This window comes from Sanguibacteroides sp. AM78-02pH3A (assembly GCF_027666085.1).
GTDB classification, from domain to species: Bacteria; Bacteroidota; Bacteroidia; order Bacteroidales; family Marinifilaceae; genus Gabonibacter; species Gabonibacter massiliensis.
This window is the reverse complement of the sequence record NZ_JAQEHX010000002.1, coordinates 122214-148045: the sequence shown is the minus strand read 5'-3', so window position 1 is coordinate 148045 and position 25832 is coordinate 122214. Positions and strand designations below refer to the sequence as shown.

The following is a 25832-nucleotide window of genomic DNA, read 5'->3' as shown; positions in this document are numbered from 1 at the left end:
GCTGATTCTATTACAATCTATGAAGTTAAGCATAATAACGATACAATAACGGGAGATTGGTTTACCGTCTTTATAAAAGATAACAATATTCATATTAACACGGAAAAAAACAGTACGATCAAAAATAGAAGGATCAGACTTATATTCGGTTACGGACAAGCGAGTGAAGGGTTCGATGTTATTCAAAAGAGACGTATCGATTAAACTATTTATAAAAACGCTCCCCCCATCCTATTAAAAAAATATCCCTTCTAACTTAAACGTTACAAGGGATATTTTTCAGCTTGTTGCCCCACTAGGACTCGAACCCAGACAGACAGAACCAGAATCTGGAGTGCTACCATTACACCATAGGGCAATTGCGCTGCAAATATAGTAGTTTTTTGAAAAATCAAAAACTACTGCCTACTTTTATTTTAAAATTTTCCGGTACTCCTCCTCATTGGAAAGCACTTCGACAGCTTTGGCCACATCCCGGTCATGTCTCATCCGGTATTCAACCACTCCATCCTGCATATAATACCGTCCCATCAGTTGGTCGGAAAGGATCTCGCCGATCTCTTTCCGGAACAAATCCAGATCCCGGTCGATGGAGTGACCCAACTCGGCTTTTAAACGATCTATATGACCTTTTACCTGATCATAATATTTTTCGGACTTAGCCGTTTCGACCAACTTATCCAAAGCCGTTTGCGATGCCGTTTCATATTCAAACCGATGCTCTTTCAAATACTTTTTAAAGTCATTATAGATGTCATCCGTCAACTCAAAGGTAGCCGGAGCAGGTAGGGAAGGATGCGTTAAGGCATACTGATTGACAAAATCAAAAATCATATCCTTTATTACCAATTCCTGCGTAATTTTAGCGTATTTTTCCGGTTCTATTTTTACATCCGGAGCAATACCTCCCCCATCATACACGGTACGTCCAGCTTTCGTTTTAAAAGCCGTAATCAAAGAATCCGGTATGGCGCCCACGCTTCCGTCCGGATTCCGGTGAGCGTAATCCACGGCCTGTATGCAACGGCCGCTCGGGATATAATATTTCGCCGTGGTTACCTTCAATTTCGTATTATATACCAAATCACGGGTCGTCTGAACCAATCCTTTACCGAAAGAACGTTCTCCAATAATCACGGCCCGGTCGTAATCCTGTAAAGAACCGGAAAGAATTTCAGAAGCGGACGCAGAAGAACGGTCGATTAAAACGGCCAGTTTCATATCGGGGACGATCGGATTATTGGAAGTAAAATACTCCTTATCCCATTGTTTTATCTTTCCTTTCGTATTAACTACCAATGTGTTGCGAGGTAAAAAATAGTTAGCTATTTCCACAGCCTGATCCAACAAACCTCCGCCGTTCCCACGCAGATCCAAAATCAAAGACTCCGCCCCCTGCTGTTTCAAATCCATGATAGCCCGACGCACATCTTCCGCCGACTTATCCGTAAAGCCGGTAAAATAGATATAACCGATCTTATCGTCGAACATACCGTAATAAGGAACACTCGGTAACTGAACGTTTTCCCGGACCACCTTCACCTCCATAGGCTTCTCCTCTCCCAAGCGCTTTATCTTTATCGTAACCTCTTTTCCCGGTTGCCCTTTCAGATGCTGACTGACAAATTCCGTATTTTTCCCTTTCATATCCATCCCGTCTATGGCAAGAATCAAGTCACCCGGCAGGAGTCCGGCTCTATCGGCCGGGGAATTCCGATAAGGCTCCCGAATCACCACATAGTCGTCTTTCATACTGATAACCGAACCGATACCCGCGTAAGCTCCCGTTGTCATCATCTTGAATTCATCCATCTTCGATTCCGGATAATAGACCGTATAAGGATCCAGCGATTTCAGCATGGCATCAATTCCAGTCTGTACTAATTTTTCCGGTTCTATCTCATCGACATAGAAAAGGTTCACATCCCGAAAAAGGGTCGCGAAAATATTTAAACCTTTACTGACTTCAAAACGTTTTTCATCTTCCTTTAAACTTAAAATTCCCAATGCCAAGATGAAAACACCGAGAATGCTCAGGACGATACGCGTACTTCTATTCATAACCTTAGTTTATTACATAAGAACGAAAATAATACATATTCCGGAATATTACAAATTCACGGGACAGGATCGTATCCCGAACCACCCCAAGGATGGCAGGAACCTATCCGTTTGACGGCCAACCACAGTCCTTTTACAGGGCCATGCTTTCGTATGGCCTCTATCGCGTATTGGGAACACGTGGGCGTATAACGACAAGTGGGAGGCTTTAAAGGCGATAAACAATGCTGATAAAACCTAAGGGGTATCAACAACATTCCTATCACGATCCTTTTTAATATGAGTTTCCATTTTCTTAAAGGCACCTGTTATTGCTTTTTCAATTTTATCGTACTTCACAATCGAATCATTCAGATAAATAAATAACATATTCCATGTTTCGTTCTCCGGAATATTTCCATACAGACGAAACTTGTTCAATCGATAGGCTTCCCGTACCAAACGTTTTACCCGGTTACGCTTTACCGCTCTCTTAAAACGTTTTTTAGAAACACTGATAGCCATCCGGGCAGGAAATTCCTCTTCCTCTCGTTCCGACACGTATACAATCACCCGCAAAGGATAAGAGATAAAGCTAAAACCCGACGATAGGAGACGCTCAAAACGACTTCTACTACACAAACGCTCGGCCTTACAAAACGTATATCCTATTGTCTCTCGATTCATGATCACAAACAGAATAAAAATGGACATCGTCCGATGTCCATTTTATCACTTCTTATTCTCTTTATTATAAGCCTTAATGAACTGTTCCAAAGCCATCGTCATGGATGGCGCCTTTTCCGTGGGCGCCTTAATATCCAACCTCAAACCCGCTTCTTCCACTGCTTCTGCTGTCGCCGGGCCGAAAGCGGCAATCACTGTCGTACCCTGTTCGAAATTCGGGTAGTTTTGAAATAAAGATTTTATTCCCGCCGGAGTGTAAAATACAATAATATCGAACTCCTTCAAATCAGGAATTTCATCCACGAGATCATTCGCTACCGTTTTATATAAAACAGCCTTCGTGTATTTTAAATGCAATTCGTCTAACAATCCCGGCACGTTTTCTTTATGCACATCGGAGAGAGGAACAAAAAAATGCTCTGTCTTATGCTTCAACAAAACCTTGGTCATATCCTCTACTTTTTTATCGCCATAGAAAATCTTTCTTTTCCGATATACGATATACTTCTGCAAGTAGAAAGCCACTGACTCGGAAATACAAAAATATTTCATCGTGTCCGGTACGACAACTCTCAACTCGTTACAAATCCTAAAAAAATGATCAATAGCCGTTCGACTTGTAAAAACAATGGCCGTATAGTCAAGTATATTGATTCGTTGTTGCCGAAATTCTTTCCCGGAGACACCCTCCACTTTAATAAAAGATTTGAACTCTAATTTCAAACCATACTCCTCAGCCAAATCAAAATAGGGAGATTTTTCTGTTGTTGGCTTAGGCTGCGAAACTAATATTTTCTTGATCCTCAATGCTGTATGTTTTTAATTAACACTTGCTTCAATTATCTCTTCCAACATCTTGTATATTACAAGAAATGGCAGTATTTCGAGCGCACAAAGGTACAAAATCATATATAAAATTGAAACTCTATATTCAAATAATATTTTAATCAATCTTATAAATCTAAAAATCAAATAGATAGAAAATATGGTAAAAATAAAATAAATCAACGGCTGAACGGAAGTCGGACGGACATAAAACAACGCGATAACAAAAGGAGAAATCATTAATCCAATCACCGTATTGTAAACCCACAAGTTTGTAACCATCTCTTTGGCACAATAACGAGCATTAAACGTCCACCCCAAAAGACGAATAAAACCGATCAAGAGCAAATGATATCCCGCAAGGAAAGCAAAAACAAGAACAGAGTCGTCAAAAATAAAATCGCCATTGATCAGGTAAACCAAAAATATAGAAAGAACGGAAGCAGAAAGACAAAACGTTATAAACAGAAAAAAATAATTGGGACGAAGTCCTTCCGTGTATACTTTCTCCTGGTTTTTCTGTTTAAAAAAGAAACCGAATAAACCGGAGAACAGCCCTTTCCCTCTCAATCGGATAAACGCCAACAGTCCTAAAAAGATAATCGTATACAACAATACCCCGGACATAAAATCCACATCTTGTTGTCCTTTCAAGGGAACATCCTTCCATGAACCGATAGGAGCTGTTGAGGATGCAATGGTGTCAAACAGAAATTCTTCCCTTACAGATACCTTTTTTTCAAAAAGAGAAACAGGCCGAATAACAGAATCTGCCGATGTTCCTGTTAATGGCAAATGCAACGTATCAACTTGTTCTCCACGCATGAATAACATTATTTATACACAATATTAATGGGCTTCATACCAGTTTTTCCCGTATCCGGTACTTACGGTCAAGGGTACGGCAAGTTTAATCACATTTTCCATACAATCCACGACCAATCCTTTTAACTCTTCCAACTCTTCCCTATGACATTTAAAATTCAATTCGTCATGTACCTGCAATATCATTTTGGACTTTAACCCTCTCCTTGCGATCTCCTGATGGATACAGATCATCGCTTTTTTAATGATATCGGCAGCAGATCCTTGAATCGGAGCATTTACGGCGTTCCGTTCCGCTACCCCGCGAACGACAGCATTCCTGGAATTGATATCCCTTAAATAACGCCGCCTTCCCATGATGGTTTCCACATATCCTTGTTTCCTGGCCTTTTCGACGGATTTCTCCATATACTGTTTCACTCCGGGATAAAGATTAAAATAACCGTCTATCAACTCTTTCCCTTCTTTTCGCGGGATCTTCAATCGCTCGGCCAATCCCCAAGCCGAAATTCCGTAAATAATTCCGAAATTCGCCGTCTTAGCCCGACGCCTCATTTCCGGCGTAACCTCGTTCAAAGGTACATGATAAATCTTTGCGGCCGTTTCTGCATGCACATCTTCCCCGTTCAAAAAAGCATCTATCAACTCTTTCGTTCCGCTCAAATGAGCCATTAATCGAAGCTCCACCTGTGAATAATCGGCAGAAAAGAAGCAATAATCAGGATCCCCGGTAATAAAAGCTTTCCGGATATTCCTCCCCTCTTCTGTCCGAACGGGAATATTCTGCAAATTGGGATTCAAACTACTTAAGCGACCGGTAGCCGCTTCTGCCTGATTAAAACGCGTATGAATTTTACCGGTACCCGGATCAACATAGGTAGGCAAAGCCTCTGCATAAGTGGTTAATAATTTCTTCAATCCACGGTAGATCAATATATGTTCAATGATCGGATGTTCACCCTCCAACTTGGATAAAACCTGTTCGGAAGTGCTATACTGACCCGTCTTGGTCTTTTTATTCGTCCCCCCGATATTCATATCGTCGAACAACACCTCACCCAATTGTTTAGGCGAACTGATGTTAAACTCTTTTCCCGCCATTTTATAAATAACCTTTTCGGACTCTGCAATCTTTAATTTCAACTCCTCGGACAACTCTTTCAATGCCTCCTTGTCGATAGCAACACCTTCATACTCCATGTCCGCCAAAACAAAAACCAATGGCATCTCCAACTGCTCGAAAAGAGTATATAAGCCGACCTGTTCCAAGGCCTCTTTGAGTTTCCCTTTCAACCGGAAAAGAATATCGGTCCTCTCTTCAAAATCCTTATTCTTAATGGAATCATCTTCAAAAGACAACGTAAGCTGCTGACTATTGCCGTCATCTCCCTTAACCAACCGATAATTCAGTAACTCCAGGGCGATGCGTTCCAACTCGTGCGAGCTATCCGGCTGCAACACGTAATGCGCGATCTTTATATCAAAAATCCGATTCTTAATTTCAATTCCTGCCCGACGTAACCAGATGATATCATTTTTCACATCATTAGAAATCAACATCTTATCCGGATTTTCAAAGACGGATCTCAACCTTCCGACCATTTTCTCGGCAGCTTCTTTTTCTAAGGGCAATCGCAGATAACGCATCCGATTAGCCCGAACAGAAAAAGCGAGATAAGTCGGATAAGAGTTATAGAGGGTTCCATCCCCGAATACTGAATGCAAAACATATTCCGAGGACTCTTCCAATATCCCGATCATTTCATTCAACTCTCTTTCGCTTTGAATTTCCTGATAAGAAACCTCTTCCTCGTGCAAAGATTCAACCGAAACTTCAGTGTGCTCGATCGAAAATATCCGTTTAGACAAGGAAAAAAGCTCCAGCTCTTTAAATATCGGTTCCAACACTTCTTCTTTTATCTCCGTCCGAATTAAATCTTGTATAGAGATATTTACCGGAACCTCGCTATTGATCGTTACCAACTCTTTCGATAAAAATACCGTGGGTTGACAAGCCAATAAATTTTCTTTTTGTTTCCCTTTCAGCTCATCTATATGCTGGTATATACCTTCGATACTCCCGTATTTATAAATCAAAGAAGAAGCGCTTTTCGGTCCTACCCCGGAACATCCCGGAACATTATCGGCAGAATCCCCCATCAATCCCAAAATATCAATGACTTGTTCCACCCGCTCTATTCCAAAGTGATCCAGAACTTCCGCAATCCCCCACACTTCCGACTTATTTCCAGCCCGTCCCGGCTTATACATAAACACCCGCTCGCTCACCAACTGGGCATAATCTTTATCCGGAGTGATCATGTAGACTTGAAAGTTTTCTTTCTCTCCGATTTTAGCCAAGGTTCCGATAACATCATCCGCCTCAAAACCGTCCACGGCAATCAAATTGATCCCTAATCCTTGAATTATTCTCTTTATATAGGGAACGGATTTCTTCAAATCTTCCGGCATGGGAGGACGCTGGGCCTTATATTGAGGATACATTTCATGCCGAAATGTGGGTCCTTCCGGATCAAAAACAACAGCCAAATGAGTCGGTTTTTCTTCTTCCAAAAGTTCCAGCAGAAAATTACAAAAACCAAAAGTTGCCGAAGTATTTATCCCCGTCGTTGTAATCCTCGGATTATTGATAAACGCATAATACGAGCGGTAAATCAACGCGTAAGCATCCAACAAATACAACCTTTTTTCCTCATTTATCATCGTTTTCCCTTTTCAAATTAGTTTTCACAAAGTTAGAAATAATATGCAATTAGGCGTCTATTAAAAAAGAAAAGAATATCTTTGAAAGATTTCTTTCTAACGAATAAAATCAAATACATCTGATATACAAAACATTGATTACAAAATAATTATAGTATGTTGTCCAAACCGGATATATATCCATACACGGAATGGAATTTTTTCTCCGATACCCGTCGGCCATTGATTATCGCAGGTCCTTGCAGCGCGGAAAGCGAATTTCAACTATTCCAAACGGCACAAGAATTAAAAAATAACGGCATCGACACTTTACGGGCCGGCCTTTGGAAACCGCGTACGCGTCCCAATTCCTTCGAAGGAGTCGGAAGCAAAGGGCTCTCCTGGTTAAAACGCGTTCAGGAAGAGTTGAACATGAAGGTCTCGACGGAGGTTGCCAATGGCCACCACGTGGAGATGGCTCTCTCTGCCGGTATCGATTTGTTATGGATAGGAGCGCGGACGACGGCTAACCCTTTTGCCGTCCAGGAGATTGCAGAAGCATTAAAAGGAGTGGATATTCCCATATTAATAAAAAATCCGATAAATCCGGATATCGAGTTATGGATCGGGGCTTTCGAACGTCTGAACCTATGTGGTTTAACTCGATTGGGAGCTATCCACCGGGGATTTTCCTCGTATAATAATTTAATCTACCGGAATCCTCCGCAATGGCAGATCCCGATCGAATTAAAACGAAGAATTAAAAATCTACCCCTATTTTGTGATCCCAGTCATATCGGCGGACATTCCGAATACCTCCAGGAAATAGCCCAAAAATCCATGGATCTCGGATTTGACGGCTTAATTATCGAATCTCATATTTGTCCCGCCTCAGCATTAAGTGATTCAGAACAACAAGTTACACCGCAAACGCTTAAACACATTTTATCGAATCTAATTATCAGGACGGAACAATCCCTGGATTCCAACTGTCAACTTATGATCGAAGAACTTCGAGAAAAGATAGATAATTTAGATAACATGGTATTGGAGACATTAGCCAACCGAATGAAAATAATAGAAGATATCGGACAGTACAAAAAACAGAATAATATCACGATCTTACAACCCGACCGATGGGAAAAGATATTGAACCGAGTCACGGCAGAAGCTAAACAGCTCGGATTAAACAGGGAGTTGGTTGAAAAAGTATTTAAAGCCATCCATCAGGCATCCATAGACAGACAGACTGAGATCATGAATGAATAAACGGATTGAATTTTTTCCATGAGCGAATTAATCATAGCAGACTTACAAGATATTACCAAAGCAGGACTTCTCTTTTTATCACAAAAGCTGAAAGGATTTAAAACCATTTCAGAAGTAAAAAACAAAGAAGAATTGATTCAACGGCTTACCTCTGATCCAGAGGCCGTCGTAATTATAGACTATATGTTATTCGATTTCGTCGATATAAATGAACTGCTGAAAATAAAAGAACGTTTTCAACAAGCCAAATGGATCCTATTTTCAGAAAATTTAAGCGACGATATTTTGAATAAATTGCTTTTCAGCACCCACTCTTTCAGCGCTATTTTGAAAAGCTGTTCCAATGAAGAGATTACCTGTGCTTTAAAATGTTCAACATGCGGAGAACGTTTCATATGCAATCGTATATGCAACAAATTACTTACGATAAAGAGCTCCGGTCTCCAAATACAAAATAAACTTACTCCCACGGAAAAGGACATTCTTAAAGAAATTGCTTCCGGTAAGACAACGAAAGAGATTGCACATGGACGGAAACTGAGTTTTCACACGATCCTGACTCATCGGAAAAATATCTTCAGAAAAATAGGAGTACGCAATGCCTATGAAGCTACAAAATACGCGATACGTACTCGCCTTGTTAACCCCGACGACTACTTAAGTTAAATACCGAGACCATCGGAAAAAGTATTGGACAATGCTTTCTGCTGTAAAACATGAGAACCGGGCGGAACGCTAACCGTTAACCAAACGTTACCACCTATAACGGAATCTTTACCAATCGTCACTCTCCCTAAAATACTCGTGTTGGCATAAACCACCACGTTATCTTCCAGAATCGGATGACGGGGAACATTCATGGGACTTCCTTTTTCGTCCAATACAAAACGTTTGGCACCGAGAGTAACTCCCTGATACAAACGAACCCGGTCACCGATAATACAAGTTTCTCCGATGACAACTCCGGTTCCGTGATCGATGCTAAAGGATTCTCCGATTTTCGCACCGGGATGTATATCTATACCTGTCTCGGAATGAGCCATCTCAGAAATAATACGCGGCAATATCGGAACTCCCAACAGTAATAATTCGTGAGCCACCCGATGATTTAGCAAGGCTCGTACAGCCGGATAACAAAAGATAACCTCTCCGTAACTTTTAGCTGCCGGATCTCCTTCTAAAATCGCCCGGACATCCGTGTGCAATACACGTTTTATCTCCGGTATCCGATTAATGAACAGCAAGGCCAAATCCTCGGCACACTCGGACGAAGCACTGCAATGCCCCTGAATATTAAAACAACTCCCATATAAAATTTGCTCGGACAACAAATGGTATAAACGCTCCATTTTCACTCCTATATGATATCGAATAGTCTCCGGATGTACACAGGGTTCACCGTAGTAACCGTAGAAAATGACAGAACGCAGCAAATCGACCACCTCTTTCAATTTTTCGATAGAAGGAAGCGGCATCTCGTGTTGCAATATATATTCGTCTTCTCCCGATGGAAGAGAAAGTTTTTCCACGCTTTTTTGCAAGATATCGAAAGTATCGGCTCGTTTCATATTTATTGATAATTATACAAAGGCGTCGAAAGATATCTTTCTCCGGTATCCGGTAATAATACCACTATATGTTTTCCTTGATTATCGGGATGTCTCGCAACCATAACAGCCGCATGCAAAGCCGCCCCGGAAGAGATTCCGGTCAATACGCCTTCCGTTTTAGCCAATTCCCGAGCCGTTTCAAAAGCCTTTTCCGTTTCAACCTGTACGATACTATCCACTATCTCATTTGAAAAAACTCCGGGAATAAATCCGGCACCGATTCCCTGGATTTGATGAGGACCGGCTACTCCTCCGGATAACACAGGGGAATCACTCGGCTCCACGGCAATAATTTTTATTCCGGGCTTCAATTGCTTCAAGCGACGACCGACCCCCGTGATAGTACCTCCGGTTCCCACTCCGGCAATAAAAATATCCACGCTACCATCCGTATCTTCCCAAATCTCTTCTGCCGTAGTCCGTTCATGAATGGCAGGATTTGCAGGATTTTCAAACTGCTGCAATATGGTAGAATTCGGATTTGCCTGCTGTAACTCCTCCGCCTTGGCAATAGCCCCCCGCATACCTTCAGAACCCGGAGTCAACACCAAATTCGCCCCTAAAGCCTTCAGTAAATTTCTCCGCTCCATACTCATCGTCTCCGGCATCGTCAAAGTAAGCCTATAACCTCTGGAGGCGGCAACCATGGCCAATCCGACTCCGGTATTTCCGCTCGTAGGCTCAATAATTTCCGAACCCGGTTTCAATAGGCCTGACCGTTCCGCATCCTCGATCATTGCCAAAGCTATACGATCTTTCACGCTCCCGGCAGGATTAAAGTACTCCAACTTAGCTATAATTATAGCTTTCAATTTTTTATCCCGATTGAAATTAGATAATTCCAACAAAGGAGTATGTCCTACCAAATCCGTTAATTGTTTTGCTATTTTTCCCATATTACCTGTCTAATTAAGTCGTATCAAAACTAAATGTTTATTTTACAAATAAAAATCACATAAACAAGGTATTTTCATACCCTGTTCATGGTATTCGTTTTTAACCGCAAAAAAGTTTCTCGAAAAATAGATTCTATTTAGATCATTGATAAACAGATGAAAGCACTATCTTATACCACAGAATTAAAATAATCTCGTACGATTTTAGCCTTTGCTTTCCCAATAACTTCAGAGAGTTTTTCCAAAGGAGCTTTCGCTATTGCATCTATCGTTTTGAAATGTTGAAACAAAGTAATTTCAGTTTTTTCCCCAATACCTTGAATTTCACTTAGAACACTATTAATCTGCCCTTTTTCCCTTAACCTTCGATGAAACGTGATACCAAAACGATGAGCCTCGTCACGAATATGCATTAAGGTTTTTAAGGCAAGTGAATTTTTAGCCAGCAGATAGGGGTCCGTATCCCCGGGATAATATATCTCTTCCATCCGTTTTGCCAACCCTACAATAGGAATTTGTCCCCGAAGACCTAATTTTTCCAAACTATTCAAAGCAGCGTGCAATTGTCCTTTACCTCCATCGATCACAATTAAATCCGGTAGCTCCTTCCCTTCGTCTAAAATCCTGTGATATCGCCGATAAATAATCTCCTCCATAGAAGCAAAGTCATCCGGTCCTTCTACCGTTTTCACGTGAAAATGCCGATACTCTCTTTTAGCGGGTTTACCGTCTATAAAAACGACACAGGAAGCCACAGGATTGGTTCCCTGTATGTTCGAATTATCGAAACATTCCATCCGATGCGGAATACGAGGTAATCTCAATTCCGTTTTAATCGTGTTCAGTATGGTAAATTTACTCTCCTCCTTTCGAAAAACCCCCCGTTGCCTCTCCCTGTCCGTCTTAAAGAATTTGGCATTCCGTTCCGATAGTTCCAATAATTGCTTTTTCTCTCCCCGTTGCGGAATAAAATAAGTAATTCCATCCATCAAAACATCAGGATAAAAAGGAACTAAAACTTCCTTTGAATGGCTATTGACCAACTGTCTGATTTCCAGAATGGCAAAAGAAAGAAGAGATTCTTTCGATTCATCCAATTTACGTTCTAATTCAATAGTATGAACCTGATTAACAGCTCCATGTACGATACGCAAATAATTTACATAGGCATATTTATCTTCCTCTATATAAGAAAAAACATCCATGTCATGGATAGAAGTGCGCACAATCGTGGATTTCGCCTGATGAGTCTTCAGCGCTTCTATTGCCTCTTTCAACTCCTGGGCTTTTTCAAATTGCATGGAAATAGAAAATTCTTTCATTTTATCATTCATAGCCTCCAAAACAGTAGAGATATTTCCTTTCAGAATGGAACGAATTTGTGCTATGAAATCCAAATACTCCTCCTCCGACACTTTTCCCACGCAAGGAGCTAAACAATTTCCTATATGATACTCCAAACAAACTTTATATTTTCCATCGTAAATATTTGATTTATTTATAGATAAATTGCACGTACGCAATTTATAAAGTGATTTGATAAGCGTAATCAAGGTATGAGCGAATTTCGCTGATGTATAAGGACCAAAATATTCCGAACCGTTCCTTACGAATTTTCGAGTAATAAAAACCCGGGGAAAAGGCTCATTAGTTATACAAATCCACGGATAAGTTTTATCGTCCTTCAATAAAATATTATAACGGGGTTTGTATTTTTTGATCAAATTATTTTCTAATAGAAGTGCATCTTGTTCACTATCAACGACTACATACCTCAGATCGCGGATCTTTCTCACTAAAACCATGGTTTTAGATGATTGATTCGTTTTGATAAAGTAAGATGAAACCCTGTTCTTCAAATTTTTAGCTTTACCAATATATATAATAATTCCATTGGCATCTAAAAATTGATAAACCCCAGGGTTAGTAGGCAACTTACTCACTTTTTCTTTCAGAGGATTGTTTTCCATCATTCCTATACAAAATCGAACTTATTATAATCAAACATTCCTTTTTCTCCTATCTTAAAATAAGGAATCACGATCAACGACATAAAGGAAAGGGTCATAAACGGAGATTTCAAAACAGACCCCATCGTTTTTATCTCGTCATTCAATTTCAGGTATTGCCCGGCGACTTCTTCACAGGATAAATTACTGATAATTCCCCCTATGGGTAAAGGTAAAAGTAAAAGTTTATCGCCGTTTTTAATCGATAAACCTCCTTTTTGTTCAATCACGGCATTAATAGAAGCGACTAAATCTTCATCCGTACAACCGATTGCAATTATATTATGCGAATCATGAGAAATACAAGAAGCAAAAGCACCTCGTTTTATACCAAATCCTGAAACGAATCCGACCTGGGGCTTTCCGTTCAAATAACGATTCAAATAAACAATCTTCAAAACATCTGCCGATAGATCAGATTCAAATTTATCATTCATTTTATCAAGTGAAAAAATCATTTTACCAGTCACAAGTTCATCCGGCATAATTTTAATACACGCCACTTGATTCGATAATGTCGTTTCTATATCCGCAATAGTTAATCTATCGTGATGGAAAAGATTACATGAATTCCACTCCTCTTTTAAGCCGTAAAAAGATCTCTTTTCAAAAACATTTTCCCCATCGATAAAAGTAGAAATAATATTCATTCTCTCTAAATCATCCGTAATAATAAAATCTGCTTTATCTCCTACATTCAAAGTACCCACATCCAAACGGTAGAAACGAACCGGATTCAAACAAGCGACCTGCAAAACATCAAAAATACCAAATCCATCCGATAAAGCCTTTTTTACCATATAATTGATATGCCCGAACTGAAGAAGATCATCGGGATGGGCATCATCCGTACAAAACATAACATCATCCGTACGTGTTCCGATCAAAGATTTCAGTGCTTCATAATTTTTTGCAGCACTTCCTTCGCGAATAATAACCTTCATCCCTTTCATGATTTTTTCCTCCGCTTCATCCAAAGTCACACACTCATGGTCCGTCTCTATCCCATGCCCTATATATAAACTTAGTTTGTCCCCTCTCAATGCAGGTGCATGACCGTCTATTCTTAAATTATATTTTTTCGCAACAGCCAATTTAGCCATTACTTCAGGTTCATTATTCAAAACACCAGGTATATTCATCATTTCCGATAATGCCACAAATTTTCCGGTAGCAGCCATCTCCTCAACATCTTCAGCATCTATTTTTCCTGCAGTCCGGTCAAAGGGTGTAGCAGGTACACAAGAAGGAATTCCGTAATAAAATTTCAATGCAGCTTTTTCACTATTCTCCATCATTTTTTTCACTCCTTCCATCCCTAACACATTTGCTATTTCATGCGGATCATTGACAATAGCAACCGTACCGAGTCTGGTAACTATATTTGAAAACTCGACAGGTAAAAGCATAGAACTTTCAACATGTACATGGGCATCGACAAAACCAGGCATTATATACCTATCATAGGAATTAGAATTTCTTTCAATGGATACAATTTTTCGCTCCGAAATTTTTATAGTAGAAGGATAAATTTCTCTATTGACAACATCTACTAAATTCCCCTCTATTGTTTTCATAATGCATTTTTAAACGATTAGCCCTTATCAACCCTTCGCATCATTTTGAACGTTCCACGTGAAACATCCTTTTATCTTCCCATCAAAATGAGTAAAACATTAATATCGGAAGGAGATACTCCAGTAATACGAGAAGCCTGTCCAATTGTTTTGGGTTTAATTTTTGTAAGCTTTTCACGGGCTTCAATGGAAAGTGCAGCAATCTCCATATAATTAAATTTATCGGCAATAACCAAATTTTCCAAACGATTCAATTTGTCTGCCATCAATTTTTCTCTCTCTATATAACCTGAATACTTCACTAAAACTTCAGCAGCCTCAATAATCTCCTCTCTAATAAATTGTTCGGAAATTAATGATTTTAAAGAAGGTATAAAATCAATAATTTTCATTAAGTTGATTTGAGGTCGAGAAATCAAGTCAATCAACTTCATTTTTTGTTTAATCGGAGAAGAGTTCAAACTATCGAGAACTCCATTAATTTCATCAGGCGAAACACTATAATTTCGAATAAAATCTAACAAGAGATCTCTTTTTACTACTTTGTCCCGAAATACAAGATTTCGTTTTTCCGATACCAAACCTATGTCGTACCCTAAAGGAGTCAATCTTACATCGGCATCGTCCTGACGCAATAGAATACGATATTCAGCCCTGGAAGTAAACATACGATAAGGTTCATCCACTCCCTTCGTCACTAAATCATCGATTAAAACACCAATATAAGCCTGATCGCGATTCAACACGAAAGTTCTATTCTCATGAAGTGACAAATGAGCATTTATGCCGGCCATCAAACCTTGGGCCGCAGCCTCCTCATAACCGGTAGTTCCGTTAATTTGTCCCGCGAAATAGAGTCCCGAAACCAATTTCGTCTCCAAGGTAGAAAAGAGTTGAGTCGGCGGAAAATAATCATATTCTATGGCATATCCCGGACGAAATATTTTCACATGCTCAAAACCTTTCACGGAACGCAAAGCTTTTAATTGTACCTCCAAAGGCAAAGAAGAAGAGAAACCATTCAAATAGTATTCAGTAGTCGTTTCTCCTTCCGGCTCCAAAAAAAGATGATGACTCTCTTTATCGAAAAAAGTATCCAATTTCGTTTCGATACTAGGGCAATAACGAGGACCTATACTCTTAATCGTACCGTTAAACAAGGGACTATCGTCAAAACCCGTACGCAAAATATCATGTACTTCCTTATTCGTGTAAGCGATATAACAAGGACGCTTGTTCAATTCGTTTTCATAATCGAAATGAAGAAAAGAAAATCGATGAAAATCATTATCTCCATCCTGACGTGTCAACTTTGAGAAATCAACACTTCGGCCATCTATTCTTACAGGAGTTCCTGTTTTCATCCTCCCCACGGTAAAACCTAAACTTTTCAATTGCTCGGATAACCCGAAAGAGGCTTGTTCCGAAATTCTTCCACCGGGAAAATTCACTCTTCCCACGTGCATCAAGCCGTTAAGGAAAGTTCCATTGGTCAAAATAACTTTTTCAGCGGAGAAGGAAACTCCTAAAACCGTCTTTACACCATTTACATTTCCTTTAGAATCCAGCAATAACTCCTCTACGTGATCTTGCCAAATATCCAAATTAACCGTGTTTTCAATTATACTTCTCCAATTTTGAGAAAAAGACATTCGATCGCATTGAGCACGAGGACTCCACATGGCAGGACCTTTCGAAAGATTAAGCATCCTGAATTGAATCGAACTTCTGTCCGTTACTATACCCGTATATCCTCCTAACGCATCTATCTCCCTAACAATCTGTCCTTTGGCTATACCTCCGATGGCAGGATTACATGACATCTGAGCTATCTTATTCATATCCAATGTAATAAGTAGCGTCTTAGAACCCAAATTAGCCGCAGCACAAGCTGCCTCGCATCCGGCATGACCTGCCCCAACAACTATGACATCATATAGAGGAAATAAAGACGACATATTATAGCGTTTTAAGCAATCCTAAACAATGATCTTCGTTCTTTCTCATCAATTTAGCATCTTCATCCGTTTTATCCTTAAAACCTATTAAATGAAGAACCGAATGTACCATAACACGATTCAATTCGTTTTCAAAAGTCGTACTAAATTCCAAAGCATTGGATTGTACGGTATCCAAACTGATAAAAACGTCTCCTGAAAGGATATCATTTTCTCTATAATCAAAGGTGATTACGTCCGTATAATAGTCATGATTCAGATACTTTCTATTCACATCCAAAATATAAGAATCATCACAAAAAACAAAAGAAATGGTTCCTATACGGCAAGAGTAATCGGAAGCGACTAAATCCAACCATTTTCTTATCTTTTCCGGCAATAGAAAAAACGGCAATTCACACCCCTCATTAAAAAAGAAAATTTCACTCATTACAATTTATAAATTGAAAACCAATGTCACTTTAGAACCGTTGTCTTCAAAAATCAAATCGTCTGACAAGGTTTTCATTAAATAAAGTCCGCGTCCGGCATCTTTCTCGATATTATCCGGCAAGGTCGGATCCGGAATATAATTGTAATCGAATCCGTCTCCTTCATCTTTTACCGTTACGCAAAGCTTACCGTCGTCTTCACGTACAAAAAACTTTACATACTTTGAAGGATCGAGCTTATTTCCATATAAAATAGCATTGTTGACCGCTTCAATAACACACAGACTGATTTTACCGAATACCTCAGGTTCAACATGATACACATCGACAAAGTAATCAATGAAATTTTCTACTTTAACGATGTTTCCAATCTCTGAAGTAATTGAAAATTCTAATTTGTCCATCACCAACTAAAATGAAATAGTTCATATTAAATTTACCAACACAATAACAATATCCACTCAAATCTCAATCACAATTAAAACCGCATATACACAGCTTAACGTATAGCGAATTTAAACAAAAAAAATTTAAATATCAATTCATCAAATAGATAAAAATTTAAAAAACCGTCTCTGCAAAGCTACCAGGGTGACAACCATAACTGAGGATCCAGTTTTTCCTTATCCCTCCATATCTGAAAATTCAAAGTACTACTACTTTCATTATCAGAGGCCAATTTACCTATTTTTTGCTTCAGTTTAATTACATCTCCCTTTCTGATATAAACTTTTATTATATTCGAATAAAGTGTCAAGTAATTACCGTGCCTAATCATGACTACGTTATTATACCCCGGTATAAACATGATTTCGACAACCGTTCCCGTAAAAACCGATCTGACATCCGCACCGGCTGACGTCGTAACGGTTATTCCGTCATTTGTCAACTTAACCTGTTTAAAAAGAGGATGAACGTTCACTCCAAATTTTTCCGATACGAATCCCTCCTCAACGGGCCAAGGCAATTTTCCCTTATTTTTAGCGAAATCATCCGAAATAAGTTTCTCTTCCGGTGTTAATTTATAGTTAGAATTCTTACTACCGGACTTTTTAGCCTGTGCGGCTATCAAAGACTTCAGTTTATTGGCCAAAACTTCCCTTTTTTTAATTTCGGCTTTCAACTTTTTATCTAATTCCCTCTCCTTTTTCTTTAATTCGTTTACATAACTGTTAGCCTGATTCTGCTCTCGTATTAATTCTGCATTCTTTGCAACAATAAGATTTTGTTTCCCGTTCTTTTCCGAAACCAAAAGATTCAGCTTATTATTGACAGTCGTCAAGGAATCGTTAGCTGCCTTTATAAGCTCTATTTGCCGTTTGGAATAATCTTGTACCTGATCGAAGTATTTATAACGCGCATAGGCTTGCATGAGAGTCGTCGAAGAAAAAATAAAAACCAATTTATCCGACTGATTTTTTTTCTTCCAGGTTTCGTAAACCATCTTCGCGTAAAAATCCATCATTTTTTGTCTGTTCGATTCCAAATGAGTCTTTATCCTTTCGTTATCCGTAATCAGTTTTTCAAGATAGGAGACTTCATCATTCAGCGATTGAATGATCTCCTTTCCCTTCACTATCTTTTGATTGATTATAGTCAGCTTTTGTAAAGTAGTCGAACGATTATTCCGAGTAGAATTCAACAATTTATTCAAATACGAGATTTCCTTTTCTGCCTGTTCTTTCTTTTTCTTTACCTCATCGATAGATTGAGAAAAGGAAAAAGCGGAAACATGCAGAAACAAAAAAATCAATATATAGCGCACAACCACCATCAATAAATTCGTTTATACTTACTGGATATCTTAAAATTCGATTCTACTTTTACATCAAACTCCAATCTGTCAAAAACAATTTTAACTTCAACCGGATCCGATTCCATATAGAGATTGAAAAGAATCTTTCCAGGATACAGATATCCGCCGAAGTCTTTAAAATCATCATACTTTACATTCAACCCTATCTGCTCTTCTATATCTTTGATGGAGACGAAACAAGGTCTAAAATAATCCGGATCTATCTGAATCTCCTGCAAAATCAAAGAGTATTCCTTGTTTTTCCTCCTTTTTTTATATAATTTCTTCAACTTTCTACCCAACGCTTTCTCTTCCAAGGTATAAAGTAAATAATTATTTCCCGACTTATCGAACTTATATCGTTTAGTTCTATCGTTCAAAGATGTACAGGATTCAAAATTAAAAAAGTAATTCGAAAGAATCCGTTGAAAACAATCGAAACTTAAATTTAAATCGAACCTATTGGAAAAATAACTATAATCCGATATAAAATATTCTTTATCATGAAAGTTAACGAACTTTATGCTGTCGGGAGTCAACAGTAAACGAGCCACATTAATACCAAGAGGCGATGCCGACATCGAGATACAAATAAAACTGTCTTTTTTCATCTGCATCGTGGCTTTCAGACTATTCGATTTTTTCTTCGTGTTCAAAGAAATATCCATTTTCTTCGAATACAAAGACTGGAAATCCAATTCATTTTCAACAATATTTTTAAATAATCTTCCCTCTGAAATGTTTTCAAGTTCCCTTTGCTTTGGCAATTTTTTTGTCGAATGACAAGAAATAAAAAGAACAACCAACGATAAAATAAATAACTTACTTCTCATTTTCAATCAATAATCCATGCTCAATTTTATTTTCTAATTCACTACTTAACTCTTCACCACCCAACTCTAACGCTTTTTTCCACATTTTCACAGCCTCTTCCTTCTCCCCGTTCATGTATAAAATGTCACCATAATGTTCATATAAAACAGCTGAAGGCGATTGACTTTTTTCAATCGCTATATTCATATAATATTTGGCCAACGAATAACTTTTCTGCTTAAACAACACCCAGGCATAAGTATCCAAAAAAGTAGGGTTATTCGGATCGGCAGAAACCGTTTTTGCACTCATACGTTCGGCATCGTTCAATCGTTCGTTCCGGATAGAGAGATAATAACTGTAATTATTTAAAGTCATAATGTCGTTCGGATTGATCTTCAAGACCTCGTCGAACATTTTGAAAGCGCGTTCGACACTATCCAAAACGTAAAAACTTTCGCCTAAATAAGCATAAAATTGAGCTTTCATAGGAGAATTCTCAGGAGATAATTCAAGACCTTTATTCAAGTAAACCAAAGCATCTTCATATTTCTTTTGAATCATCAAAGGCAAACTGACCATTGCATAAGGCAAAGGTTGATTCGGAAAATACTCCATACACTCTTTTCCTCTGTCATACATCAAAACAGTATCGCCCAACTGACTATACAACAGTAATAACTCTTCCCAAATCAAATAGTTATTTTTATCCTTAGACAATACAAATTCCAACTCGTTTGCACTCTCCTTCAGTTTGTTGTCTTTCCTCAATAAATCCGCATAAAGCGTTCTAACGGTTAAATCGTTATCGTATTTCTCCAATAATAACCCCATGTATTCGTGTATCCTTCTATCCGACATAAACGAATCGGAAGAGTTAACGAGCAATTTCAAAAGATACTGTACCTTAAAATTATTATCGTTATTATCGTTCAATAAGGCCTTTCTCAAATAAATATCAGCATGCAACGTATCCTTCTTTTGCAAATAATAATCCGTCAGATAAAAAAGAACAAAACCATTGGAAGGATCTCTTTCCATTAATTTGTTCAATACCTGTAATCCCTTCTTCTCTTGATCATTTGACAAATAAAGTTCTGCCAATAATCCTAAATAATCGCTCTTGCCGGGATATTTCTTGATCAACTTCAAAATCTCTGAAGAAGCTTTTTTTATATTCTTAGCTTTGGCATACAGCTTTACCTTTTCCACGGAAGAAATTTCCGAAGGACCGAACTGTTTTTCGTACCGATCCAATACAGCTATAGCTTCCTCCCATTTTTCCACAGAGGTTAACAAATTAGTTTCAATCAGGTAAAAATCTTCCCGTTCCGGATATTGCTTTATTAACTCGTCATAAACGACACAAGCCTGATCTATCATCGATTTCTTTTCCAATATATTGGCCAACAAAATTTTATACCAAATATTAGAAGATTCTAACTCTACGGCTTCCCGCATCAATTTCAAAGGAATATCCAAATTATCCGTCAATACTAAAATGGAAGCCAATTCATAACGTACTGCCGCACTTTTATTATCAATTTTCATACATTGATCAAAATAAGATAAGGCAGATTTAAAATCTCCTAATACTTTGTACCTTATCCCCTCCATAAAAGCGTAGTCAAACGCTACTTTTTTATCGTCGTCCAAAGTAACACTTACACTATTTTTTTTATCAGCAAAAGATAAAACAGTACATCCAATAAATAGAAATGTAAGTAATGATTTGATCATTGTATTTTTATGTCGTTTTAATATTTACCTGTATGACCAAAACCCCCTTCGCCTCTCTCCGTTTCATTTAAAGCCTTTACCTTAACAAGTTCCACTTGTTCGAACTTTTGTATGACCATTTGACAAATTCTGTCTCCATCGTTGATTTGAACCATTTCGTGAGAAAGATTAACAAGAATAACACCTATTTCTCCTCTGTAATCAGGATCGATAGTTCCCGGCGCATTCAAAACAGTTATTCCTTCGTTTAGAGCCAAACCACTTCTCGGTCTGATTTGAGCTTCATATCCCTCTGGCAACTCTATAAAAAGTCCTGTCGGTATCAGCTTTCTCTCCAAAGGTTTTAACATGATGGATTGCTCTAAATTAGCACGAATGTCCATTCCGGCGGAAAAATTCGTTTTATATTCCGGAAGAGCGTGTTTCGATTTGTTGATTATATTTACTCTCATTTTTCTCTTTAAATAATACAGTATTACCCTATCATAATAAATCGTGCTAAGATAGGGAATTTTTACGAAAGAATCTGATAAAAATCCTTTCGCAAATAAAAATCTTATTTACAAAAGTATTTATGCGAAAAATACCTTTGGAAAGGAAGTTACTCTTCTCTTATTCTTATTATATTTTCTCTTTATTTAAAAAGTAAATTGATTATGATAATAGCGTGTGAGTATTTGTAGTAAAATATATATGTATCACTTGTTTTATTCGTTATTAAAAAAAGGTCGTGAATTTACTCACAAGATTTTTATAAATAATATATTGATTTATAGTGAAATTACTTAGTTATTCACAGTTGTTAATTGTGTTTACGTTGAATAAATCTTTTGTAAATGAGTAAGACGTTCGTGTTAATAATTTGTATAAACAAATCAAATTAAAAATGGAAAACATTGTTGTATTTTCGGGTTTTATTATTACAAGAGTATCGGAATGAAAAATCAAAATGATTTTATTCTTTTTATTTCGATTTTAATACACTTTTTTTTCACAAGGTATGGGGATAAAAAAAGAGTTGACCAATTACTTTTGGTCAACTCTTTGAAATAATATATCGTATTTGTTATATCTTGTTTAAAATGGAAGTGGTGGAATAACCTTCAACGAAGTCAATGGTGATGATTTTCCCGTTTTTTGCTTTAACTATGTCATAACCTACTATCTCTTCCGGATTATAATCGCCGCCTTTTACCAACACATCGGGTTGAACATAGTCGATGAGATCATAGGGAGTATCGCTGTCGAAAAGAATAACCTCATCGACAAAGATGAGAGAAGCGAGAGCCAAAGCTCTGGCATTTTCATCGTTTACGGGTCTGTTTTCACCTTTCAGGCGTTTAACGGAAGCGTCCGAATTCAGTCCGATAATTAACTTGGTGCCGAGGTTGGCTGCTTGTGCCAAGTATTCGATATGTCCTCTGTGGAGAATGTCGAAACAACCGTTCGTGAAGACGATTTTTTCGTCTTTGAATCTCCATAAACTTAAAGTACGTGACGCTTCTTCCTGCGTTCTTGCTATTTTATTTTTTATATACGGCAAATAATCCATAATGCTATATCAATTTATTCGTTGTTGTTTCAGGAAAGACCAGAGTAGGTTTATGCTTTTTAGCTTCTTCGAAATCCATCATGGCGTAAGATATAATTATGATTATATCTCCGACTGCACATTTTCGCGCGGCGGGTCCGTTCAAGCAGACAATGCCTGAATTACGTTCTCCTTTTATAATATAAGTATCCAATCTTTCTCCGTTATTCACATTTACGATTTGTACTTTCTCGTTTTCGATCAGATTGGCTGCTTCCATCAGAGTTTCGTCAATGGTGATGCTTCCCACGTACTGGAGATTTGCTTCGGTTACGGTCACCTTGTGAAGTTTGGATTTAACGACCTCTATGAACATATTCGTGGTATTTGTGATGAATGGTTAAAATACGATGTTATCAATTAATCTGATTTTGTCGGCATACACGGCAATACAACCGACTTTGTTTTTGTTTTCGTTCCAATCTTTGATAGGACGCAGATCCGTATCGTCTACGATTTCGAAATATTCCACTTCCAAATAGGGATTTTTGTTGATTTCGTCTATCACCCATTGTTTCAACTCCTCCACATTCATCTTGCCGGTTAATTCGGTTGCTTTTTGAAGTACCTTATGAATGTGAGGTGCGTTTTGCCTGTACAAAGGTTTAAGAAGCGTATTTCTTGAACTCATGGCTAAGCCGTCCGCTTCACGGACAATAGGGCATGGTATGATTTCCAAGTTATAATGTAATTGTTTTACCATATTTTTTATAACGGCGATTTGTTGGAAATCCTTCATTCCGAAATAAGCCCGGTGGGGTTTAACGATATCGAATAATTTACTGACAACTTGTCCTACTCCGTTAAAATGCCCCGGACGCTTTGCTCCTTCCATAACAGTTTCAACATACCCGAAATCGAATAAACGCGTATCTTCTTCAGGATAAATTTCTTCTACGTCAGGTACGAATGCATAATCACAACCGTTCTTTTCCAAAAGAACGGTATCTTTTTCAACGGTTCTCGGATATCTTTTCAGGTCTTCTTTATCGTTGAACTGTGTCGGATTTACAAATATACTGACGACCGTTATATCATTATCTCGTTTACAGGTTTTGACGAGTGATATATGTCCTTCGTGTAACGCACCCATCGTAGGTACAAATCCCACCTTTTTTCCCTCATTCTTCAATTTTTCAATTAAGGCGGTCAATTGTGATTTTTTATATATCGTTTCCATCTTATTTTTTTGAAAATTCGGGATGCAAGTTTACAAACTATTTTCGATATAATTCAAAATTGCCGATTGAAAATTGAAAATAGCTTTGTATAAAGGTAATATTATAGATATATTTACAGATATTATTAGTTTGTTAATGTTATTTATACAATGAATGGATATTGGGATGAATGGAAGATAGAGTATCCAGCAATTCGTTTCGATTTACTCCTTCCCGCATAACGACGAGGATCGTGTCGTCTCCTCCAATGGTGCCTAACACCTCAAAATAATTTCCGCTATCGATAAGGACGGTGACGGCTTTGGCATATCCGGGTAAAGTTTTAATAACGGCGATATTTTGGGAAAAATCAATGCTGAGAATAGCGTCGGTAACGATGGTAGATGCTTTTTCATCGGATGGTTCGCTTTGCATATTATCAGGAATGATATAAATGTAACCTTTGTCTTTATGCGGTATCTTGGCTACTCTCATAAATTTCAAATCGCGCGATAATGTACTTTGAGTAGCTTCCACTCCTTCCTGCTTTAATCTGTATAGAAGTTCTTCTTGCGAGCTGATCTGTTCGTTATCAATTAATTTACGGATGATCAACAAACGTTTTGTTTTGTTTCCCATATTATTCTGTGTATTGCACTATACAAAAGTAAATAAAATAGTTTGATTTTCAATAGAGAGAATAAAAATTGCATATTTATTTGTTACAATACATAAACATGCTTTGAATCTTCAAAAATAACCCCTATTTTTGCCGAAAATTAATCATAATCTGTATTGAAATAGAATAAATATGCATGATTTAAAAAATGCTCGTCTGGTTTTGGAAGACGGGACTGTTTATGAAGGAACTTCCTTTGGTTACGAGAAATCGGTTTCCGGGGAAGTTGTTTTTTATACGGCAATGACGGGTTATCCCGAAAGTTTGACGGATCCTTCTTATAAGGGTCAGATTTTAGTACCTACTTATCCGATGATTGGGAATTACGGGGTTCCGGTGGATGATGAATGCGATGGTATTTCCAAATTTTTTGAATCGGACCGAATTCATTGTAGCGCTTTGGTGATTTCCGATTACTCTTTTCAATACAGTCATTGGAACTCGCGAAAAAATCTGGGAGATTGGTTAAAAGAACAAAAAGTTCCCGGAATTTTCGGTGTAGATACCCGTTCATTAACACAAAAATTGCGGGAAAATGGAGCCATGTTAGGGAAGATCGTATTTGATGGGAAAGAGGTTCCTTTCTATGATCCGAATAAGGATAATATTGTCGCGCAGGTTTCTACGGAGGGAATTATGGAGTATGGAGATGGAAAGTATAAAGTATTGCTTGTGGACTGTGGTGTGAAAAATAACATATTGCGTTGTTTGCTGAAACGGGATGTTGCGATAAAACGAGTTCCTTGGGATCACGATTTTACACGGGAAACATACGATGGCTTGTTTTTATCCAATGGTCCGGGAGATCCGGCCATGTGTGGTAAAACCATAGAAAACATAAAGATTATGTTGGAAAAGAGTATTCCTATAATGGGTGTTTGTTTGGGAAACCAATTGATGGCTCGGGCTGCGGGAGCACAAACCTACAAGATGAAATACGGGCATAGAGGCCATAATCAACCGGTCGTGCAACCGGGTAGCCAACGTTGCTATATTACATCGCAAAATCACGGTTTTGCTATAGATGAAAGAACTTTGCCGAAAGAGTGGGAACCTCTTTTCGTGAATGTAAATGATGGATCGAATGAAGGAATCCGGCATAAAACGAAACCCTTTTTTTCGACGCAATTTCATCCCGAGGCTTCGAGTGGACCTGTAGACACGGAATTTTTATTTGACGATTTTATAAGAGCCATGGAGAGAACGGATAGATAATTAGAATTT

24 protein-coding genes and 1 tRNA gene are annotated in these 25832 nt (G+C 38.2%); 3 read left to right on the top strand and 22 right to left on the bottom strand.

Features of this window, described 5'->3' with window-relative positions:
* Positions 1–287: 287 nt before the first annotated feature.
* From PGR74_RS03410 to polA, 7 genes are all read right to left on the bottom strand, one after another.
* Positions 288–358, bottom strand: a tRNA-Gln gene (locus PGR74_RS03410).
* A gap of 53 nt (positions 359–411) precedes the next feature.
* Positions 412–2061 carry a S41 family peptidase gene (locus tag PGR74_RS03405; protein WP_270516697.1) on the bottom strand — a complete coding sequence of 550 codons (1650 nt, stop codon included), beginning with the start codon at positions 2059–2061 and terminating at the stop codon, positions 412–414.
* Positions 2062–2117: 56 nt separating this feature from the next.
* Positions 2118–2318: a membrane protein insertion efficiency factor YidD gene (gene yidD, locus PGR74_RS03400; RefSeq protein WP_235375055.1), complete on the bottom strand. Its 201-nt coding sequence runs from the start codon at positions 2316–2318 to the stop codon at positions 2118–2120.
* Positions 2299–2754, bottom strand: coding sequence for a ribonuclease P protein component (rnpA, locus tag PGR74_RS03395; protein WP_270516696.1), 456 nt, complete (start codon positions 2752–2754; stop codon positions 2299–2301). The genes yidD and rnpA overlap by 20 nt, the downstream gene beginning before the upstream one ends.
* A gap of 18 nt (positions 2755–2772) precedes the next feature.
* Positions 2773–3534 (bottom strand): uroporphyrinogen-III synthase, encoded by a 762-nt coding sequence (locus tag PGR74_RS03390; RefSeq protein WP_041503201.1) that lies wholly within the window; start codon positions 3532–3534, stop codon positions 2773–2775.
* Positions 3535–3546: 12 nt separating this feature from the next.
* Positions 3547–4377: a DUF4271 domain-containing protein gene (locus PGR74_RS03385; RefSeq protein ID WP_052649405.1), complete on the bottom strand. Its 831-nt coding sequence runs from the start codon at positions 4375–4377 to the stop codon at positions 3547–3549.
* A gap of 24 nt (positions 4378–4401) precedes the next feature.
* A complete protein-coding gene (polA, locus tag PGR74_RS03380) occupies positions 4402–7101 on the bottom strand; it encodes a DNA polymerase I (protein WP_270516695.1) in 2700 nt (899 codons plus the stop codon).
* A gap of 156 nt (positions 7102–7257) precedes the next feature.
* On the opposite strand from polA, the gene PGR74_RS03375 reads away from it, so the two are divergent.
* Positions 7258–8349, top strand: a complete 1092-nt coding sequence (locus PGR74_RS03375; RefSeq protein WP_270516694.1) for a bifunctional 3-deoxy-7-phosphoheptulonate synthase/chorismate mutase type II — start codon at positions 7258–7260, stop codon at positions 8347–8349.
* Between the two features lie 18 nt (positions 8350–8367).
* Positions 8368–9015 carry a response regulator transcription factor gene (locus tag PGR74_RS03370; protein WP_041503199.1) on the top strand — a complete coding sequence of 216 codons (648 nt, stop codon included), beginning with the start codon at positions 8368–8370 and terminating at the stop codon, positions 9013–9015.
* Here PGR74_RS03370 and PGR74_RS03365 read toward each other — a convergent pair.
* The 15 genes from PGR74_RS03365 to argR all read right to left on the bottom strand — a co-directional run bounded on the left by PGR74_RS03365 (position 9012) and on the right by argR (position 24568).
* Positions 9012–9917 (bottom strand): serine O-acetyltransferase, encoded by a 906-nt coding sequence (locus tag PGR74_RS03365; protein WP_041503198.1) that lies wholly within the window; start codon positions 9915–9917, stop codon positions 9012–9014. The two genes, PGR74_RS03370 and PGR74_RS03365, sit on opposite strands and share 4 nt — an antisense overlap.
* A gap of 2 nt (positions 9918–9919) precedes the next feature.
* Positions 9920–10855 (bottom strand): cysteine synthase A, encoded by a 936-nt coding sequence (gene cysK / locus PGR74_RS03360; RefSeq protein ID WP_041503197.1) that lies wholly within the window; start codon positions 10853–10855, stop codon positions 9920–9922.
* A 170-nt stretch (positions 10856–11025) separates the two neighbouring features.
* The gene (gene uvrC / locus PGR74_RS03355; protein ID WP_200889851.1) at positions 11026–12825 is read right to left on the bottom strand and encodes an excinuclease ABC subunit UvrC; all 1800 of its coding nucleotides are present in this window, start codon (positions 12823–12825) and stop codon (positions 11026–11028) included.
* Between the two features lie 5 nt (positions 12826–12830).
* Complete coding sequence (gene ade / locus PGR74_RS03350) at positions 12831–14441, bottom strand: adenine deaminase (RefSeq protein WP_041503195.1); 1611 nt, start codon at positions 14439–14441, stop codon at positions 12831–12833.
* A gap of 71 nt (positions 14442–14512) precedes the next feature.
* A complete protein-coding gene (mnmG, locus tag PGR74_RS03345) occupies positions 14513–16399 on the bottom strand; it encodes a tRNA uridine-5-carboxymethylaminomethyl(34) synthesis enzyme MnmG (protein ID WP_041503194.1) in 1887 nt (628 codons plus the stop codon).
* 1 nt (position 16400) lies between these two features.
* Complete coding sequence (gene ybeY, locus PGR74_RS03340) at positions 16401–16829, bottom strand: rRNA maturation RNase YbeY (RefSeq protein ID WP_041503193.1); 429 nt, start codon at positions 16827–16829, stop codon at positions 16401–16403.
* Positions 16830–16835: 6 nt separating this feature from the next.
* On the bottom strand, positions 16836–17234 hold the full coding sequence (locus tag PGR74_RS03335) for an ATP-binding protein (RefSeq protein ID WP_041503192.1): 399 nt from the start codon (positions 17232–17234) through the stop codon (positions 16836–16838).
* A gap of 179 nt (positions 17235–17413) precedes the next feature.
* Positions 17414–18604, bottom strand: coding sequence for a murein hydrolase activator EnvC family protein (locus tag PGR74_RS03330; protein WP_041503191.1), 1191 nt, complete (start codon positions 18602–18604; stop codon positions 17414–17416).
* A complete protein-coding gene (locus PGR74_RS03325; RefSeq protein ID WP_041503190.1) occupies positions 18604–19458 on the bottom strand; it encodes a DUF4292 domain-containing protein in 855 nt (284 codons plus the stop codon). Before PGR74_RS03325 ends, PGR74_RS03330 begins: the two co-directional genes overlap by 1 nt.
* Positions 19448–20989: a tetratricopeptide repeat protein gene (locus tag PGR74_RS03320; protein ID WP_236684992.1), complete on the bottom strand. Its 1542-nt coding sequence runs from the start codon at positions 20987–20989 to the stop codon at positions 19448–19450. The genes PGR74_RS03325 and PGR74_RS03320 overlap by 11 nt, the downstream gene beginning before the upstream one ends.
* A gap of 206 nt (positions 20990–21195) precedes the next feature.
* On the bottom strand, positions 21196–21630 hold the full coding sequence (gene dut / locus PGR74_RS03315) for a dUTP diphosphatase (RefSeq protein ID WP_041503188.1): 435 nt from the start codon (positions 21628–21630) through the stop codon (positions 21196–21198).
* A gap of 614 nt (positions 21631–22244) precedes the next feature.
* A complete protein-coding gene (gene rfaE2, locus PGR74_RS03310; RefSeq protein ID WP_041503187.1) occupies positions 22245–22730 on the bottom strand; it encodes a D-glycero-beta-D-manno-heptose 1-phosphate adenylyltransferase in 486 nt (161 codons plus the stop codon).
* A gap of 4 nt (positions 22731–22734) precedes the next feature.
* Positions 22735–23085, bottom strand: coding sequence for an aspartate 1-decarboxylase (gene panD, locus PGR74_RS03305; RefSeq protein ID WP_041503186.1), 351 nt, complete (start codon positions 23083–23085; stop codon positions 22735–22737).
* 24 nt (positions 23086–23109) lie between these two features.
* Positions 23110–23949, bottom strand: a complete 840-nt coding sequence (gene panC, locus PGR74_RS03300; protein ID WP_041503185.1) for a pantoate--beta-alanine ligase — start codon at positions 23947–23949, stop codon at positions 23110–23112.
* 139 nt (positions 23950–24088) lie between these two features.
* Positions 24089–24568 carry an arginine repressor gene (gene argR, locus PGR74_RS03295; RefSeq protein ID WP_041503184.1) on the bottom strand — a complete coding sequence of 160 codons (480 nt, stop codon included), beginning with the start codon at positions 24566–24568 and terminating at the stop codon, positions 24089–24091.
* A 172-nt stretch (positions 24569–24740) separates the two neighbouring features.
* On the opposite strand from argR, the gene carA reads away from it, so the two are divergent.
* Positions 24741–25823: a glutamine-hydrolyzing carbamoyl-phosphate synthase small subunit gene (carA, locus tag PGR74_RS03290; RefSeq protein WP_041503183.1), complete on the top strand. Its 1083-nt coding sequence runs from the start codon at positions 24741–24743 to the stop codon at positions 25821–25823.
* Positions 25824–25832 lie beyond the last annotated feature (9 nt).

Excerpts from the sequence above, each read along its gene's own strand:
- PGR74_RS03405 (WP_270516697.1), bottom strand. The coding sequence starts at position 2,061 with ATGAATAGAAGTACGCGTATCGTCCTGAGCATTCTCGGTGTTTTCATC.
- yidD (WP_235375055.1), bottom strand. The coding sequence starts at position 2,318 with ATGTTGTTGATACCCCTTAGGTTTTATCAGCATTGTTTATCGCCTTTA.
- rnpA (WP_270516696.1), bottom strand. The coding sequence starts at position 2,754 with ATGTCCATTTTTATTCTGTTTGTGATCATGAATCGAGAGACAATAGGA.
- PGR74_RS03385 (WP_052649405.1), bottom strand. The coding sequence starts at position 4,377 with ATGCGTGGAGAACAAGTTGATACGTTGCATTTGCCATTAACAGGAACA.
- polA (WP_270516695.1), bottom strand. The coding sequence starts at position 7,101 with ATGATAAATGAGGAAAAAAGGTTGTATTTGTTGGATGCTTACGCGTTG.
- PGR74_RS03375 (WP_270516694.1), top strand. The coding sequence starts at position 7,258 with ATGTTGTCCAAACCGGATATATATCCATACACGGAATGGAATTTTTTC.
- PGR74_RS03370 (WP_041503199.1), top strand. The coding sequence starts at position 8,368 with ATGAGCGAATTAATCATAGCAGACTTACAAGATATTACCAAAGCAGGA.
- PGR74_RS03365 (WP_041503198.1), bottom strand. The coding sequence starts at position 9,917 with ATGAAACGAGCCGATACTTTCGATATCTTGCAAAAAAGCGTGGAAAAA.
- cysK (WP_041503197.1), bottom strand. The coding sequence starts at position 10,855 with ATGGGAAAAATAGCAAAACAATTAACGGATTTGGTAGGACATACTCCT.
- uvrC (WP_200889851.1), bottom strand. The coding sequence starts at position 12,825 with ATGGAAAACAATCCTCTGAAAGAAAAAGTGAGTAAGTTGCCTACTAAC.
- ade (WP_041503195.1), bottom strand. The coding sequence starts at position 14,441 with ATGAAAACAATAGAGGGGAATTTAGTAGATGTTGTCAATAGAGAAATT.
- mnmG (WP_041503194.1), bottom strand. The coding sequence starts at position 16,399 with ATGTCGTCTTTATTTCCTCTATATGATGTCATAGTTGTTGGGGCAGGT.
- ybeY (WP_041503193.1), bottom strand. The coding sequence starts at position 16,829 with ATGAGTGAAATTTTCTTTTTTAATGAGGGGTGTGAATTGCCGTTTTTT.
- PGR74_RS03335 (WP_041503192.1), bottom strand. The coding sequence starts at position 17,234 with ATGGACAAATTAGAATTTTCAATTACTTCAGAGATTGGAAACATCGTT.
- PGR74_RS03330 (WP_041503191.1), bottom strand. The coding sequence starts at position 18,604 with ATGGTGGTTGTGCGCTATATATTGATTTTTTTGTTTCTGCATGTTTCC.
- PGR74_RS03325 (WP_041503190.1), bottom strand. The coding sequence starts at position 19,458 with ATGAGAAGTAAGTTATTTATTTTATCGTTGGTTGTTCTTTTTATTTCT.
- PGR74_RS03320 (WP_236684992.1), bottom strand. The coding sequence starts at position 20,989 with ATGAAAATTGATAATAAAAGTGCGGCAGTACGTTATGAATTGGCTTCC.
- dut (WP_041503188.1), bottom strand. The coding sequence starts at position 21,630 with ATGAGAGTAAATATAATCAACAAATCGAAACACGCTCTTCCGGAATAT.
- rfaE2 (WP_041503187.1), bottom strand. The coding sequence starts at position 22,730 with ATGGATTATTTGCCGTATATAAAAAATAAAATAGCAAGAACGCAGGAA.
- panD (WP_041503186.1), bottom strand. The coding sequence starts at position 23,085 with ATGTTCATAGAGGTCGTTAAATCCAAACTTCACAAGGTGACCGTAACC.
- panC (WP_041503185.1), bottom strand. The coding sequence starts at position 23,949 with ATGGAAACGATATATAAAAAATCACAATTGACCGCCTTAATTGAAAAA.
- argR (WP_041503184.1), bottom strand. The coding sequence starts at position 24,568 with ATGGGAAACAAAACAAAACGTTTGTTGATCATCCGTAAATTAATTGAT.
- carA (WP_041503183.1), top strand. The coding sequence starts at position 24,741 with ATGCATGATTTAAAAAATGCTCGTCTGGTTTTGGAAGACGGGACTGTT.